Origin of the sequence: Kitasatospora sp. NPDC017646 (genome assembly GCF_044329365.1) — a bacterium.
Lineage (GTDB): Bacteria > Actinomycetota > Actinomycetes > Streptomycetales > Streptomycetaceae > Kitasatospora.
The window spans coordinates 1-15836 of the sequence record NZ_JBIRJC010000067.1 but is presented as its reverse complement, the minus strand read 5'-3'; the positions used below and the strand labels follow the sequence as shown (position 1 = coordinate 15836).

The window sequence follows — 15836 nt, the reverse complement described above, 5'->3', positions numbered from 1 at the left end:
CACCGGCCCCCGGTCGCCGGGGGCGGGCGGGCCCGGGCCCCGCCCGGCGGGGGCCCGGCTGGTGGATTGGTGGGGGGGGCGGCCTTTTGGCCCCCCCCCCACCCCGGTGCGGAGCGGAGCCTTCCCCTGGTGGCTCCGTCCCGGTGAATCGGCCAGCCCCCCGGCCCGGCCGTTCGTGGTGGCACCGAGCCCCGGCTCCGCGCCACCATCCCCCCTCGTGCGGCGCGCCGGGCCCCCTACCCGGTGCACCGACCGCGGCTAGACCTCCCAGGGCCAACCGGCGTCGGACCCCGCCTCCAGGAGGGGGATCAGTCGGAAGGCCGCGTCCCCGAGGCCGCCGAAGGTGTGCCGGTTGGCGCCGCCGGGGCCGTGACCCAGGGCGTAGCCGGCCAGGTTCCAGGTGTAGACGGGCACCTGGGCCGGGACGGCGGCAAGCGGGTCGCTGCCCCGGTAACCGAAGCCGGTCTGTTCGTCGGTGACGATCACCACCCGGTCGTGGCCCCGGTAGTGGGTGCGGACGGCTTCGGCGGTGTTGGTGCCGCCCAGGCTGGAGAACCGTTCCAGCACTCGCAGCACCGCCTCCCCGCGGCCGACCTCGATCGTCCGGCTGGTGCTGCCGAACTCGACCAGGTCCGCCTCGGCCGCCCGTACCTTCAGCGCGGTGCCGAAGATCGCCGCCGAGTCCGCCCGGTTGAGCTGGGTCTGCGCGCCGGGCCGGTCGAACATCGAGCCGGAGCGGTCGACCAGGATCAGCGTCCGGCCGGGCAGTTCGGGCACGTTGGCGAGCGAGTGGCCGAGCGCCGTCTCCAGCGCGTGCCCCCACCGCAGCGAGGGAGCGTGGCGGTGGGCGGCCAGGTAGCGGAACGGGAACTGGCGCGAGCGCCGCACCTCGCCCCGGTCGGAGATCCGCCGGGCCACCTCGGCCGCGACCTCGTCCGACACCCGGGCCCGGTCGAAGTTGCGCAGGTTCCGGACCAGCGCCATCGGGCCCATCGAGGGGATGACCGCCTCCCAGGCCGCCGCGTCCAGCGGGCCCTGCAACCAGCCCGCCAGCGCCTCCCAGGTCAGCCCGGCGGCGGCGAGCCGCTCGGCGCCGTCCTCGGCGGTGACGGCCGCCCGGCGCTGCTCGACCGGCAGCGCGAGCAGCTCGCGGTTGGCGGTCAGCATCCGGTCGGCGGCGGGCGGGACGGCCTCCTCCGGCCGGTGCCGGCGGTCCAGCGCGTACGCGAACAGCGGGCCCTGCCAGGGCTTGGCCGGGTCCGGCGCCGGGTGGGTCAGCTCCAGGACGTCGCCGAAGCGGTAGCCCCTGCCCGCGGTGTCGTACTTGAGCAGCGACCGGGCGTCGTACAGCCGCCGCACCGCGTCCGCGACGCCGCGCTTGAGCGGCTTGGGCAGCGCCCGGCCGTAGCGCGAGGTCCAGTACGCGAGCAGTTCGCCGGGCTCGTCGGCGCGCCGCAGCACCGCGTCGACGACCTGCCGGGAGTACCCGTGGACACCGGCGTCCAGCCGGGCACGGGTGAACTCGGCGGCGCCGACCAGCGCGGCGGTGCGCATCTGCGCCCCGTACCGCAGCCAGCGCAGCAGCCCGAGGGTCCACTCCGGCTCGGAGACGGCGAGTTCGCGCACCAGCGCGGTGTAGCGGTCGTCGCGGTCGCCGCCGCGCTCGTAGAAGGTGTCCTGGCCGACCGTGTTGGCCACGGCCAGCAGGAACAGCTCGGACTTGCGGTCCCGGACGTGCCCGGTGCCGCCCTCGTGGGTGAGGCCACGCTGCCCGGTCGTGCTCACCGGCGAACTCGGACTCGACTTGGCCTTGCGGATGTTGAACCTGGACATGCTGCAGCCCCCCTCGGCGTGCTCGGTGGTGGACGGGAGGGAGGCATGCCGCGCTGAGGGGTGCCCGAGATCGTGCCGGACGTCGTCGAACGGCCGGCTTCGGCGGAGGTGTGTGCCTTGTGCTCTACCCGATTGAGCTAGCGGCCGCACTCGCGCACGGCACGCCCGGGACTCGAACCCGGAACCGCAAGATCCGAAGTAACCCCCGCCTGCGCACCGGGCACTCCGAAGCGCAGCTGCCTCCCGAGATCAGAGGTGGCCGCGGTCGATGGAACTCAGCTTCACCGCGCCCCACCGGGGGCACTCGACCGAAGTAACCGCTGCCGTCGCACCGGGAGGTGCGGAATTCTTCTATTCACGTATGGATGTCCAGAGTTCAAGGACGGCTGAGGTGACGAAGCTGCTCTACCGACTGAGCTACACCGGCCCGGAGCCGATGACGGGACTCGAACCCGCGACCCGCCCATGAGGAGTGGAAGTAACCTCGGCCTGCGCACCTGGACGGGAGAGACCTTAGTCAGGCCCCTCCCGTCGGTGCACCTCATTTACCGTCAGGCGATTCCTCGGCGGCTCTTCCGGCGGCTCTTCCGGTGTTCCGGCGACTCGGGCCGCTCACGCCGGGGCGACGATCACCGCGCGCGCCCTCTCCGTCAACTCCCGCACCCGGCGTTCACCCTGGAAGGGTTCCAGCCGGCGCAGCATCTCCACCACGTACTCCCGGCTGCGCTGCGAGGAGATCCGGCCGGCCACCTCGACGGCGCGCTCGCCGGCGGCGAGCGCGGCGTCCAGGTTGCCCGCCTCGGCCTCGGCCATCGCGGAGACCACCAGCCGCAGGCCGTGCGAGCGGACGAAGCCCTCGGTGGGCCTGGCCAGCGCCTCGCGGGTGAACTGGCGGACCTTGGAGGGCACTCCGAGGTCGCGGAAGCACTCGGCGGCGTCGGCGGCCAGCCGGTCGTAGGCGTAGAAGTCGATCCACGCCGGGTCCGGGTCCCCGGCGCGCGCTCGTTCGAGTGCGCTCTCCGCCGCGCCGAGCGCCGTCGCACAAGCCGCCGCGTTACGGGCCTTGGCCTGGGCGCGTGCTTCCACCAGGTGGAAGAAGCTCATGGTCCGGGCGGTGGCCAGGCTGCGGTTGCGCTCCAGCGCGGCCTGGGCGAGGTCGACGGCCTCCTCGGCGAAGCCCCGGTAGCCGGCTTGCAGACTCATCGAGGCGAGCACGTACCCGCCGAGCGGCACGTCGGCGGCAGCCCGGGCGAGCCGCAGGGCCTGGATGTAGTAGCGCTGGGCGGCCTCGTGCTGTCCGGTGTCGAAGGCCATCCACCCGGCCAGCCTGGTCAGTTCGGCCGTCGCGCCGAACAGCGCCCGGCCGACCGCGTCGCTGTACGAGGCCAGCAGCAGCGGTGCCGCCTCCACCCGCAGGCACTCCGGCACCATCGACGAACGCCAGTCCCCGCCGCCGTACTTGGAGTCCCAGCGGCGGGCCTCCTGGGCGGCCTCGCGGAGCTTGACGGCGTCCGAGTGGCCGACCCGGTACGAGGAGTTCTCACTGGGGGAGCGCGGTACCTCGCGGGCCACCGAGCCGTCCGCCGGGTTGATCAGCCAGCGGGAGACGGGCGTGGCGTAGGCGGCGACCGAGAACGTCCCGGCCAGGCTGTCGCTCCAGCGGCCGCCGCCGGGGCCGCGGCGCAGGTCGAGGTCGACCCGGAACAGGTCGGTGGCGGAGCGCACGGCGTCGGCGACGTCGCGCGGGAAGGCCAGGCCGAGTTCGGGCGCCGGGTCGGTGTCGCCCAGGCCGATCTCCTCCAGCGGGACGGGCCGGCCGAGCTTCCCGCCGATCGCGGTGGCGATCAGGTGCGGGACGGGCCCCTGCGGCACCATGCCCTTGCTGACCCAGCGGGCCACCGAGGTCTTGTCGTAGCGCAGCGTCAATCCGCGCTGGGCGCCAAGGTCGTTGACCCGGCGGGCCAGGCCGGCATTGCTGATCTGGGCGAGGGTCAGGAGCGTGCCGAGCCGTTCGTTCGGTCCTCGTGGGCTGACGGTCATGGTGGCGGCGGCACCTCCTGCGGCCTTGTGCGCGGGGCCCGGGCGGCACCGGGCCGTAGCTGCTGTACCTAGAGTAGTCGGACGCGTTCCGACGGTTAAGAGGCCGCATTCCGGATGGCGGGATCGCGCACCCGGCGGCGCCGCGCCGGGCTGTCGCGGTGGTTGGTCCGGACCACCCGGAGCCGTTCGGCCGCGCCGCGCGCCGGAGCGTCGTGCTCCGGTCCCGTGTTCACGTGCGCCCGGCCGTGCCCCCTGGCCCGACCGGCTGCTCGGCGTTTCGCTGGTGGTCGTGGGTCGGCCCGCCGTCGAGGACCCGGCGGGCCGGGGACGCCGCCGCCTCAATCCCCGCGGGCGGCGGTGAAGTCCGGGAGGGCATGCGGATGCCCTCCCGGGCGGGGCGATGCCTTTCGGCCATCTCGCGATGCCCATGTCAATGGCGTCGTCCGGGCGGTCCGGGCCGGGGAGGGGGAGGCCCGGCCCGCCCGAATCCGTCCCCGCCGCACTCCCGTCCCCGCCGCACTCCCGTCCGGTGGGTTGCCGCAGCGCGGGCGAGACGGAACCGGAACCGACGACACCGGCCCCGGCAGCCCCCGGTGGTGGCACGATGTCTCCTGACGGCGTGCCGGAACGAGGGCACGCCCGGACGCGCGTGCGTGCCGCCCGGCACCCCACCCGGCCGCCCGCCCGGCGCCGGACGCGCCGCGCGAGTGCAGGTCCTCGTCCGGTGGAGGCGCGATGCGGTGGCTGACGGGCTGGAGCACGGGCGCGCCCCGGGCGGGAACACCGGCGCACGAGGCACTCGCCACGGTCACGCCGATCGCCGCGCGCCCCCTGTGGACCGGTCCCAACCCGCTCTGGGCCGTGGGCGACTGGCGAGCCGAGGAGATCCGCCTGGTCACCCTCCGCCCCGGCGCCCCCGCCGCCGTCAGTACCGGACCGACCACCCCCGACCCGGTCGAGGACACCCCCGCCACCACCCGGCTCGCCGTCCTCGGCCACTGCGGAGCCACCGACGCCGAACTCGCGGCCGGCCTCGCCGCCGCCCGCGGCGGCGCCGTCCGCCACCTGACCGCCTGGCCGGGCAGCTACACCGTGGTCCTGCGCACCGGCACCCGCTCCACCCTGCTGCTCACCGACCTCGCCGGCGCCCAACCCGTCTTCCACACCCCCTGGGCCGGCGGCACCGCGTACGCCACCGCCGCACTCCCGCTCGCCGACCTGGTCGGCGCCGCACTCGACACCGGCCACCTCGCGGCCCGGCTCGCCTGCCCCGAGTCCCCGGAGGCGCTCGGCACCGGCACCCCGTACCTGGGCGTCCAACGGGTGCCGCCCGGGCACGTGCTCGCCATCCGCGGTGGACGCCCGTACCTCGACGCCTACGACGAGCCGCCCGGCGCCGGACAGCCGCGCGACGAGGCGCCCGCCATCCGCGAACTCACCCGCGCGCTGCTGGAATCCGTCCGTTCCCGGGTCCGCACCACCGCACCGGCCGACGGAGCCGGCGGGCGCGCGCGGCTCGGCGTCGACCTCTCGTACGGCACCGCCTCCGCCACCGTCGCCCTGCTCGCCGCCGCCGTGCCGCTGCCGCCGGTGGCCACGGCCGTCGGGGCCGTCGGGGCCGTCGGATCCGCGCCGCTCGCGGGCGGGGCCAGGAGCGCGGCCGGGGCGAGGAGCGGCGCGGTCAAGGGCTCCTGGGTCCGGGACACCGCCCAGGGACCGTCCGCCCCCGAGCAGTTGGCCGCCGTCACGCTCGGCGAGACCGAACCGCCCACCACTCTCGCCCTCGCCCCCGACACCCCGCGGCTGCGGCACACCGTGCTCGACCCCGGCCCCGACACCCTCCCCTACGCCGTCCTGCGCGCCGACCCGCAGTCCGGGCCGCTCACCGACGAACCCGGCCCCGAACTCGTGGCCGCCGCCCGCGCCGAGGCCCGCTTCGCCGCCGGCGGCACCGACCACCTCACCGGCTACGGCGCCCGCCAGGTCCTGGACGGCCACCCGGCCCGGCTCGCCGACCTCATCCGGGCCGGGCGGCCGCGCGAACTCCTGCCCCCGGTCGCCGCCCTGGCCGGCGCCGACCGGGCCGCCGCGGGCGTGCTGGCGGGCGCGCTGCGCACCCCGCTCACCGTGGTCCGGGCCGCCCACCGGCTCTCCCGGGTCCGCTACGCCGAGGCGCTGGACGAGGCGGCCGCCAAACTGACCGCCCGCCACGTCCCGGACGGCACCGGCACGGCGGGCGACCGGTCGGCCGTCGACCTCGCCTGGTGCGTCCCCGGCCCGGCCGCCCGCTGGCTCTCCGACGAGGCGCTCTCCTCGGTGGCCCTCCGGCTACGGCTGGCGGCGCGCAAACCGGCGCCCGAGGAACACCCCGGCGCGCACCGAGCCCGCCACGCCCTCCACCGCCAGGCACGCTCCTACCGCACGCTCGTACACGCCACCGAACGGCCCGGCCAGCGCCTGCACGCACCCTTCCTCGACAACCAGGTGGTCCGCGCCGCCCGGCTGCTCCCCGACGACGTCCGCCTCCAACCCGGCGCCCGGCACGCCCTCCTGCACGCCGTCCTCACCGGCGCCGGTCGCACCGACCTGTCCCCCGACTGGGGCCGCGGCCCCCGTCCCGACCGCACCGCCCCCACCCGCGCCGGCCTGCGCCTCGCCGCCGACGGCCTCGCCGAACTCTTCGACGCCCCCCTCCTCGCCGAAGCGGGCCTCATCGACCTCCCCGCCGTCCGCGCCGGTCTCGCCCGTGCCGCCGACCCCGCCACCCCCCTCCCGCCGGCCGCCCTCGCCGGCCTCGCCGACCTCGTCTCCACCGAACTCTGGCTCCGCCGCCTCCGCGCCCGCCGCCACGGCGCCTGCTGGACCGGCCTTCCCCACCCCCACCGGCCGGCCCTCACCCCCTGACAGCCGCCGGGGCGCCACCCCGTCGCCACCGGAAGGCCCGTCGCCCTGCCTGTCCCCGTCCCTGCCCCGCCCCTTCGGCCTCATGACCACCAGCCCACCGCCGCGCCGTGACGCCATCGCCTCGCCGACCCCCTTCCACGACGGCTCCTCGGATCGGCCCTGCCTCCTCCCTCCGGGCAGTCGCGCGGGCCCGCCCTCCACACCCCGTCGCTTCGCCGGGTGGGCTTGCCCCGGGCGGTCCTGCCGGGCCCGCGCCGCCTCCTCCTCCGGCGCGGCTGGCCACGGCGGTGGCGCCGGCCGGGCGATGATGGCGGGGCTGTGAGTCCGCGGTGAGGAGTGTGTCTGGTGGCCGGTGTGAGCCCGGGGCAGGAGGTTCCCGTGGTGCTGTCGGTGCTCGGGCGGCCGCCGACGGGGCGGCCGCCCGGCGTGCTGGCGGCGTGTGACGGGTCGGACGGGTCGCTGTGGGCGTTGGACCGGGCGATGACGGAGGCGGAGCTGTTCGGGCTGCCGCTGTACGTGCTGGCCGTGGTGAACCCGGCCCCGGCCGGATACCCGCCGGGGATGGCGGAGCTCGTGCAGGAGAGTGTGGAGACGCTGGTCGAGAGCATGGCGGACGGGCTGCGCCGGGCGGTGGCGACCGTGCTGCGGCAGCGGGTCCGGCCGTACGCGGGGGAGATGTCGCTGCACGTGGTGCTGGGCAACGTGATCGAGGTGCTGCTGGAGGCGTCCACCCGGCAGCACACGCTGGTGATCGGCACCCGCGGCAACGGTGGTTTCGCCCGGCTGCTGCTGGGCTCGGTGAGCTCGGCGGCGGTGCACCACGCGGCCTGCCCGGTCCTGGTGGTGCCGGCGCCCGCGGAGGGCTGATCCGGCGGGCCCGGGCGGGGGTCGGGCGGTGCCGGGAATGTACCGAGATGGTTCATCGTTCACCCATTCCGTACATCCGCCCGATCCGCCGCATCCGCACGAGACGCCCCCTGGAGCCCCTCGACATGAAGGTCGAAATCTGGTCCGACATCGCCTGCCCCTGGTGCTACATCGGTAAGCGCCGCTTCGAGCAGGCCCTGGCGGACTTCCCGGGCAAGGAGGACGTCGAGGTCGTCTACCGCCCGTACCAGCTGGTCCCGGACGCGCCCGCGACGGCGAGCCCGCACCGTACCTGGCTGGCCGAGCGCTACGGCCCGCAGTCGGTCGCGATGGACGCGCGGGTGGCCGAACTGGGCCTCGCCGAGGGCATCACGTACGACTTCGACGCCGCCCTGCACGCCAACACCTTCCTGGGCCACCGCCTGCTGCACCTCGCCGAGGCCGAGTACGGCGTCGAGGTGCAGGGCCGGCTCAAGGAGGCGCTGCTGAAGGCGCACTTCACCGACGGCGTGGACGTCGGCGACCGCGCCGCGCTGGCCGACGTCGCCGTGGCGACGGGTCTGGACCGTGACCGGGTGACCGCCTACCTGGCGGGTGACGAGGGCACCGCGGAGGTCCGCGCGCAGCTGGCCGAGGCCCGTGAGCTGGGCATCAGAGCCGTGCCGACCTTCGTGTTCGAGGGCAAGTGGGCGGTCCAGGGCGGGCAGGAGGCCGCGACCTTCCGCAAGGTGCTGGAGCAGGTCGCCGCCGAGATCGGCGAGCGCCGACCGGCCCCGGTGCCGGTCGCCCCGGCCGGGGAGGTCTGCGCGGACGGCTCCTGCGCCATCTGAGCAGGAGTGCGCGGGAGCAGGAGAAGCACCGAAGCAGGAGAAGCACGGGAGCGGGGCACGGAACAGGGGCCGAGGCCCGTTCCCGGCGGAGCTGTCAGCAGCCCCCGGAGCGGGCCCCGGCCCGTGTCCGGACCTCTACGAGCACCTGAACCGGGCCTGAGCCCAGTCCGCGACGTTCGGCGCCGACCAGAACCCGTGCACCGGCGTGACCACCAGCCGGACCGACTTCAGTCCGGCCAGCGGCACGTGCACCGGAACCGCGTCGTCCCCGGCGCTGAGGGCCCGGGAGCGCCACAGGGTGCTGCCGTCGCCGTCCTGGACGGTGAAGACGACCCCGCCGGGGCTGAGCGTGGCGTCGTCGACCCCGGCGACCGCGTCGAAGGACGTGCAGCTGCGGTTGAGGTCGATCAGCGTGGTGGCCGGCGCGCGGACGGCGATGACGTGCGGGTGGTACCCGCCGTCGATCCAGCCGCCGTCGCGCTGCCAGAACCTGTCGCTGCCCTTCTGCCGGATGCTCGGCCCCTCCGGCGGCACCCGGTGGTTGCCGGGCTTCAGCACGGGCAGGGAGTCGCCCCAGAAGTCGGTGGGCGCGGGTGGGGTCGGCGGGGTCGGCTCCGGCACCGGCGGCACGGTGGGCGTCGGGATGACCGGGATCTCCGGCGTCGGCAGCGGCGGGAGGGCCGGGAGGGTCGGGGTCGGGATGACCGGCGGCTCGACGGTCGGTCCGGGGGTGGGTTCGTGCCGGGGGGCCCGCGCGGCCACCGGGGCCTCGGTCTGCTTCGGGGCCGGCTTCGGGCTGGGGCTGGCGCTCGGACGGGCCGTGGGCCGTTCCGGGGCCGGGTCCGGAGTCGAGTCCGGAGTCGGGTCCGGAGCGGGGGCGGCGCTGCTGGGCGCGGGAGTGGGCGGCGCGGGCACCGGCGCCACCGGGGCGGGCACGGCCGGTGCGGAGGTGGCCGGGGGAGCGGCCACGGGGGGCTTCGGCTCGCTCGAGCCGGTCAGCGCGTACGCGGCCACCGCGGCGGCCGCCGCCACCGCGGCGGCGGCGGCGATCCCGGCCTTGGCGGCGGTGCCGAGGCCCTCGCCGGCCGCGGCACCGGCCGCGCTCCCCCCGGAAGCACCGGAAGCACCGGAAGCACCAGTGGCACCCGCCCCCGCCCCCGCCGTGGTGCCCGAGGAGTCGGCCGCGGCCGCCGCCGTTCCCGCTGCCGCACCGCCGACCGCGGCGGCACCGCCCACGGCGGCCGCGGCGGCGCCGAACCCGCCGACCCCGACCCAGACCAGCACGCCGCCGGGCAGCAGCGCGCGCAGGCCGGTGTTGATCTCGGTGAGTTCGAGGCAGGCCGCCGTACAGCGGTCGCACTCCTTGAGGTGACGGCCGACCTCCGCCGAGGCCCGCTTGCGCAGCGAGCCGCGCGCGTACGCCCCGAGCCGGTTGGCGTACGCCTCACAGGTGCTCTGCTGGCTGCCGGAGACGTGCGCCTGGAGGAAGGCGGCGGCCAGCCGGTCGCGCGCCCGGTGGGCCTGGACGGCGGTGGCGTTGGCGGTCTTGCCGAGCATCACGGCGACGGTCTTCGGCGACTCCCGTTCTACCTCGGTGTGCCAGAGCACCACCCGGTCGTCCTCGGGGAGTTCGGCGTAGGCCTGCATGACCATCCGCTGGTCGGCCATCGCCATGGCCCAGGCGTCGGCGCCCGGATCGGCCAGGTCGAGGTCGACGACGGCGGCCGAGGTCTGGGCGAACACGCCGAAATCGTCGATCAGTTGTTCGCGCCGCTCGCTGCGGGTCCAGGCGGCGGCGACGTTGCGTACGGCGGTCAGCAGGTAGGCGCGGACGGCGAACTCCGGTCCCTTGCCCGCCTTGAGCGCCTGGAGCGTGCGGGCGAATACCTCGCCCGCGAGGTCCTCGGCGGTGAAGCTGTCCCGGCAGCACGTGCGGGCGTAGCGGCGCACCGAGTCGACGTGCCGGAGGTAGACCTCCTCGTAGGCGGTGTCGTCGCCGGCCCGGACCCGGGCGGTCAACTCGGCGTCGGAGGGCGGGCGCTCGCCGTCCACCGGGTCGGCGGGGGCGGGCACGGTCGGGCGGGCCGGGCGGCCGTCGCCGACGAACGCCTCGGGGGCGACACCGCCCCGGCCCGCCGGGGCCTGGCCGGGCACCCGGCCGGGCGGCAGTGCGGCGGCGGAGCCGGACAGCGACTCGCGGCCGGGCCATCCGCCCTGGTCCGGGACGTACCCGGCGCCGGAACCGGTCGTCGAGCCCGAACCGATGGGGGAGCCCGAACCCGTTGGGGAGCCCGGCACTTGGGAGGCACCGCCACCGCCGGGGCCCGCGGCGGACCCTTCTGCCGTGCTACCGGAGAGGCCCCCGAAATCGAGGCCGTACCCGTAGTCGTTCTGTTCCTCGGCGCTCACAACGGACCCCAGATTCCACGACAGCCCCCGTAGTGTGGCAGGGCGCGCGGGAGTGCGTGACCGCACGGTTCCCCGGCGTACGGCGCCGACGGCGTGCGAAGGGCGCGCATCGGGACATTGGCTCCAACCACGGGCAAAGGATGGCATAGCGCAGGGGCGGGCGGTAGCCGGACCGGCCGGGACCCACTCTTCCGAGGGGCCGTCGCGGATATGTTCGCCCTGTGTGCGGCGAGGGGTCGCGCGACGCCCACACCCGGCGCGCGTGCCCTGCGCGCGCCGGCGTCTCACCCAACTCCCTTGCCCGTCGGGCGCGTCGACCCTGCCCGTCCGGCGCGTCGACCGTGCCTGCCGGGCGTCACGACCAGCACCCGGCCGCAGGGCCGCTCAGCGGGCCCGCAGGCCGTCCAGCAGGATCTGCAACAGCCGGTCCGACGGCCCTGCGGCCGGTTGACCGTCCGTCTGCGGACCAACCGCCGTGAAACCGGCGGCAGTCGGCGCCGAGACCGAGGGCCGCGCCGCGTGCACCGGCACCGACGCGGTCAGCACCAGCACCACGTCCGACACCGTGACGCCCGGCCGCAGCTCGCCCGCCGCACCCGCGCGCGCCACCAGGGCGGCCAACAGTTGCAGCAGCAGCCGCGGGTCGGCGTCCGCCGACGAGGGCTCGGCCGCCGCCCCGGACCGCGCCTCATCGTCGCGCAGGTCGAAGCGGACGGCCGCCGGCGGTTCCGGTGCTCGCTGCTCGGGCGCCCGGCCCAGCTCCTCCGCGTACCGGAAAGCCTCCGGCGGCAGCAGCCGCCCCGCCCCGGTGCTCACGGCCCGGGCCAGGTACCCGGCCAGTGAGTCCCAGGCGCCGTCGCCGCCGTACAGCGACTCCCGCGCCTGCGCGGTCAGCCAGGCCACCTCCTCGGCGGCGATCCGCTGGACCAGCACCTCCTTGCTCGGGAAGCGCCGGTAGACCGTGCCGACCCCGACGCCGGCCCGGCGCGCGACCTCCTCCATCGGAGCGCCGTAGCCGAACTCGCCGAAAACCTCCCGGGCGGCCCGCAGCACGCTCTCCAGGTTCCGCCGGGCGTCCACCCGCAACCGGGCCCCTGGTGCCGGCACGGTGGCCTGCGGGGGCTCCGCCCGGTACGGGACGGCCGCGTACGCCATCCCGCCCTGCGGCAGGTCCACCGGGCCGCGCTGCTCCGGCACCATGCCCTGTCCGGCGTGCGGTGCACCCGCCCGCCCCAACACCTGCTTCTGTTCCATCATCCCAACTCTCCCCCGCAGGCGTCCGAAACCGGACCCTGTCGTCGCCCGCCCCTGCACCCCCCGGTGCAGCTCAGCCCGTCAGAAATGACCAGATGACCCATCGCTCGTGCCGCCCGTCCCGTTCCGGTGACCACGGTCGTGCCGCCGGGCCGCCTTGACGTCCGGCTCGGCGCGTCGGCACCGCCCGGGGCCTCGTCCGGGAACTACCCTTCCCCGGATGACTGTCCCCCAGTCGGGCTCTCACGCCAACGCTGGAACTGGCCGTAGTGGCCGCTCCACGGTGCGTCGCCGCCAGTTGTCATGGCGGTGGCCGCTCCGGCACACAATCCGACCATAGTTCACGGCTCTTCGCGTCCGAAAGTGCGTCAGAAAGTCGCCCAGCAAGCACAACTGGCCACGGACGTCACTTCCGTCGCAACCAGCCCCGTACGGACTGTGGACAAGACCACCTCCGCCGGTCCTTCATAGGGGGGCGTGATGGGGGGACACCCCCGGCCGCGAGGCCGGGACGAAACGTCACATCGGCAGGAGGTGCACCATCAGAATCCTGATCGCCGGGGGCGGCTGCGCCGGGATGGCCACCGCGCTCCACCTCCAGCGTGGCCTGCGGGAGCGGCTGCGGCGCGGTGAGGTGGAGATCACCGTCGTCGAACCCCGCGCCTACTCCACCTACCACCCGCTGCTGGCCGAGGTCGCCGCCGGCTCGATCGACCCGAGGCACGTGGTCGTCCCGCTGCGCCGGGCCCTGCCGGACTGCCGGGTGCTCACCGCCCGGATCACCCGGATCGAACATGCCGCCCGCCGGGCCCTGGCCGATGCCGCGGACCCCGGCGAGCCGCCGACGCCGCTCGAACTCCCTTACGACGTCCTGGTGGTGGCCCCCGGTTCGGTCTCCCGGACCACCCCGGTGCCCGGCCTGGCCGAGCACGGGCTCGGCTTCTCCACCGTCGGCGAGGCGGTGCACCTGCGCAACCACGTGCTGGAGCAGCTCGACCTCGCCTCCGCCACCCGCGACCCCGCCCTGCGGCAGTCCGCGCTCACCTTCGTCTTCGTCGGCGCCGGGTACGCGGGCGTCGGCGCGCTCGCCGAACTGGAGGACATGGCCCGCACCGCCGTACGGGGCCACCACAACGTTCGCGCCGAGGACCTGCGCTGGGTGCTGGTCGAGGCGACCGACCGGATCCTCGCCGAGGAGTCGCCCGAACTCGCCGAGCACACCCTCGGCCAGCTGCGCGAACGCGGCGTCGACATCCGGCTGCGCACCACCCTGGAGTCCGCCGTCGGCGGAGTCGCCGCGCTCTCCGACGGCAGCCGCTTCGGGGCCCGCACCCTGGTCTGGACAGCGGGCGTCCGGCCTTCGCCGGTGCTGCGCGACACCGACCTGCCGCTGGACACGCTCGGTCGGGTCCGCTGTCTGGCCACCCTGCAGGCCGTCGGGCCGGACGGACGGGCCCTGCCCGGCGTCTGGGCGGCGGGCGACGGCGCCGCCGTCCCCGATCCGAACGCGGGCGGCGCCCCCTGCGCGCCCAACGCCCAGCACGCCTTCGCCCAGGCCGAGCTGCTGGCCCGCAACATCGTGCTGGCCCTGGACGGCGGACCGCACGCGCCGGGGCTGGCCGCGTACCGGCCCGGCCCGGCCGCCTGCTCGACCTCGCTGGGCCTGCACCGGGCCGTCGCCCACACCCGGCGCGGCCGTCGGCTCACCGGACGGCGGGCGTGGTGGCTGCACCGGGCGCGGCACCTGCGGCGGCTGCCGAGCGCGGAGCGCCGGGTACGAGTGCTGATGGACTGGGTGCTCGGTGGGGTGTTCTCCCGCGAAGTGGTCTCCCTGGGGGCCATGGAACACCCACGTTCGGCCTTCGAGGGCGGATTCGACTCCGGAACGGGCCGGCCGTTCGGGGCCGGGCCGGAGGCTCCCCGATGAACGCGCCCGTCGCCCAGGGGCGACGGCCGGTCCGACGGGCGATCCGACGGCCACGCCGGGCGGGCGACTTCCGGAACCGGCCCTCCGCCTGACAGGATCAGCCCGAACTGGCCATTACCCCGTGTGCTGACGTGCACACAAAAAGTGATGATATGCCTGGAAAACGAGGAAGCGGCCGTCGTTTGAACCTCATGCGCTGGAGCGCCCGGCTCACCGGAGTCCCCTGGCGTGCCGCCCCGGTCCACGGGGCCGGCACCGACGAGGGCACGCCCTCCACCGAGGGCATCGTCGTGCCCGGCCCCCGCGACCCGATCAGCCCCGCCACCGCAGCCGAACTCCTCGACCCGCACAAACCCCAGAACCTGCGCGAGGTCCTCAACCGCATCCCCGCCCCGGTCGCCGTCACCTACGGCCCGCTCCACCAGCTCGGCTACGCCAACCGCGCCTACCGCGAACTCTTCGGCGACCGCCCCACCGGCCTGCCGGCCGGCGAGGCCCTCCCCGAACTCGGCACCATGGGCGTGCTGCCCCTGATGGACCAGGTCATCCGCGGCGGCCGGCCCCGCAGCGTCAAGGCCCGCTGCATCCTCGGCCTCACCGGCAACCGCTACTACAACGTCTCCTGCGTCCCGCTCGGCACGGGCGACACCGGCGACACCCCCAGCGAGGGCCCGCCCGCCGGAGTACTGATCTTCGCCGCCGAGGTCACGGACCAGGTCCTCGCCGCCGCGCGGCTGCGCGAAGCCGAACGCCGCCAGCGCGAGGCCGCCGTCACCCTCCAGCGCAGCCTGCTCCCGCAGAAGCTCGACCAGCCCGCCGGCCTGCGGGTCGCCGCCACCTACCAGCCGGGCGGAGCCGAGGCCGCGGTCGGCGGCGACTGGTACGACGTCATCGCCATCGCCGGCGGGCGCACCGCACTCGTCATCGGCGACGTCATGGGCCGAGGCCTGCGAGCGGCCGCCGTGATGGGTCAGCTGCGTACCGCCGTGCGCGCCTACGCCCGCCTCGACCTGCCCCCGCACGAGGTGATGTGCCTGCTCGACGGCCTCGCCATGGAGATCGACGCCAACCAGATCGCCACCTGCACCTACGCCGTCTGGGACCCGCAGCGCCGCACCCTCTCCTACGCCTCGGCCGGCCACCTCCCCGTGTTGCTGCGCTGCCCCGACGGAACCATCCTGCGCAGCGAGGAACAGAACGGCCCCCCGCTCGGTACCGGCGGCGGCCTGCACGTCTCCCACACCCTGCGCCTGCTCCCCGGCACGACCGGTGTCCTCTATACCGACGGGCTGGTCGAGCGCCGCGACGAGGACATCGACCAGGGACTCGACCTGCTGGCCCGTACCCTCACCGGCGCAGTCGGCGCCCCCGAGGTGATCTGTGCCCGGCTGCTGCGGGCGATGGGTGTGACCTCGGAACACGACGACGACGTCGCTGTGCTGGTCTTCCAGCTTCCGGCGGAGGAGTGCGCCGAAAACTCGCTTGCGGCGCTTGACTCGGCCACCCCAGAGGTCTAATGTTCTTCGAGTTGCCTGGCAGGGAGCACCGGACACGCATCAGCGCGGACGGTCCCGGGGCAGCCAATTCCTTGAAACACCACTCCGGTCCGTACCGGTCGTTTCGCTTTTCGCGTCACGGCTCGGTGCTTATTCGGTGTGCTCGTTTTATCGGATTGCAGTCGGACTCGGCTGGATTCGCTTTTCGGAGCGGGGATCGGCTAGAGTTTGAAACGTCGGACGGGGCGTCAAGCCGCGGAAGACACCGGTGAGTTG

Annotated in this window: 9 protein-coding genes; 5 read left to right on the top strand and 4 right to left on the bottom strand. The window is 75.4% G+C overall.

Features of this window, described 5'->3' with window-relative positions; genetic code table 11:
* Nucleotides 1-258 precede the first annotated feature (258 nt).
* Both ACH4J0_RS40305 and ACH4J0_RS40300 read right to left on the bottom strand, forming a co-directional pair.
* Nucleotides 259-1833, bottom strand: coding sequence for a TROVE domain-containing protein (locus ACH4J0_RS40305; protein ID WP_396246170.1), 1575 nt, complete (start codon nucleotides 1831-1833; stop codon nucleotides 259-261).
* A gap of 612 nt (nucleotides 1834-2445) precedes the next feature.
* On the bottom strand, nucleotides 2446-3873 hold the full coding sequence (locus ACH4J0_RS40300; RefSeq protein WP_396246169.1) for an MFS transporter: 1428 nt from the start codon (nucleotides 3871-3873) through the stop codon (nucleotides 2446-2448).
* A 735-nt stretch (nucleotides 3874-4608) separates the two neighbouring features.
* On the opposite strand from ACH4J0_RS40300, the gene ACH4J0_RS40295 reads away from it, so the two are divergent.
* The 3 genes from ACH4J0_RS40295 to ACH4J0_RS40285 all read left to right on the top strand — a co-directional run bounded on the left by ACH4J0_RS40295 (nucleotide 4609) and on the right by ACH4J0_RS40285 (nucleotide 8474).
* Entirely contained in the window at nucleotides 4609-6777 is a 2169-nt protein-coding gene (locus ACH4J0_RS40295; RefSeq protein ID WP_396246168.1) for an asparagine synthase-related protein, read from the top strand.
* Nucleotides 6778-7122: 345 nt separating this feature from the next.
* Nucleotides 7123-7644 (top strand): universal stress protein, encoded by a 522-nt coding sequence (locus ACH4J0_RS40290; protein ID WP_396246167.1) that lies wholly within the window; start codon nucleotides 7123-7125, stop codon nucleotides 7642-7644.
* Between the two features lie 125 nt (nucleotides 7645-7769).
* Entirely contained in the window at nucleotides 7770-8474 is a 705-nt protein-coding gene (locus ACH4J0_RS40285; protein WP_396246166.1) for a DsbA family oxidoreductase, read from the top strand.
* 135 nt (nucleotides 8475-8609) lie between these two features.
* Here ACH4J0_RS40285 and ACH4J0_RS40280 read toward each other — a convergent pair whose 3' ends face one another.
* The gene (locus ACH4J0_RS40280) at nucleotides 8610-10772 is read right to left on the bottom strand and encodes a sigma-70 family RNA polymerase sigma factor (RefSeq protein WP_396246165.1); all 2163 of its coding nucleotides are present in this window, start codon (nucleotides 10770-10772) and stop codon (nucleotides 8610-8612) included.
* A 495-nt stretch (nucleotides 10773-11267) separates the two neighbouring features.
* The gene (locus tag ACH4J0_RS40275; RefSeq protein ID WP_396246180.1) at nucleotides 11268-12038 is read right to left on the bottom strand and encodes a TetR/AcrR family transcriptional regulator; all 771 of its coding nucleotides are present in this window, start codon (nucleotides 12036-12038) and stop codon (nucleotides 11268-11270) included.
* 676 nt (nucleotides 12039-12714) lie between these two features.
* Here ACH4J0_RS40275 and ACH4J0_RS40270 point away from each other — a divergent pair.
* Together ACH4J0_RS40270 and ACH4J0_RS40265 are read left to right on the top strand one after the other, a co-directional pair.
* Nucleotides 12715-14064, top strand: coding sequence for an NAD(P)/FAD-dependent oxidoreductase (locus tag ACH4J0_RS40270; protein ID WP_396246164.1), 1350 nt, complete (start codon nucleotides 12715-12717; stop codon nucleotides 14062-14064).
* A 191-nt stretch (nucleotides 14065-14255) separates the two neighbouring features.
* On the top strand, nucleotides 14256-15581 hold the full coding sequence (locus ACH4J0_RS40265) for a SpoIIE family protein phosphatase (RefSeq protein WP_396246179.1): 1326 nt from the start codon (nucleotides 14256-14258) through the stop codon (nucleotides 15579-15581).
* The last annotated feature ends 255 nt before the right edge of the window (nucleotides 15582-15836 follow it).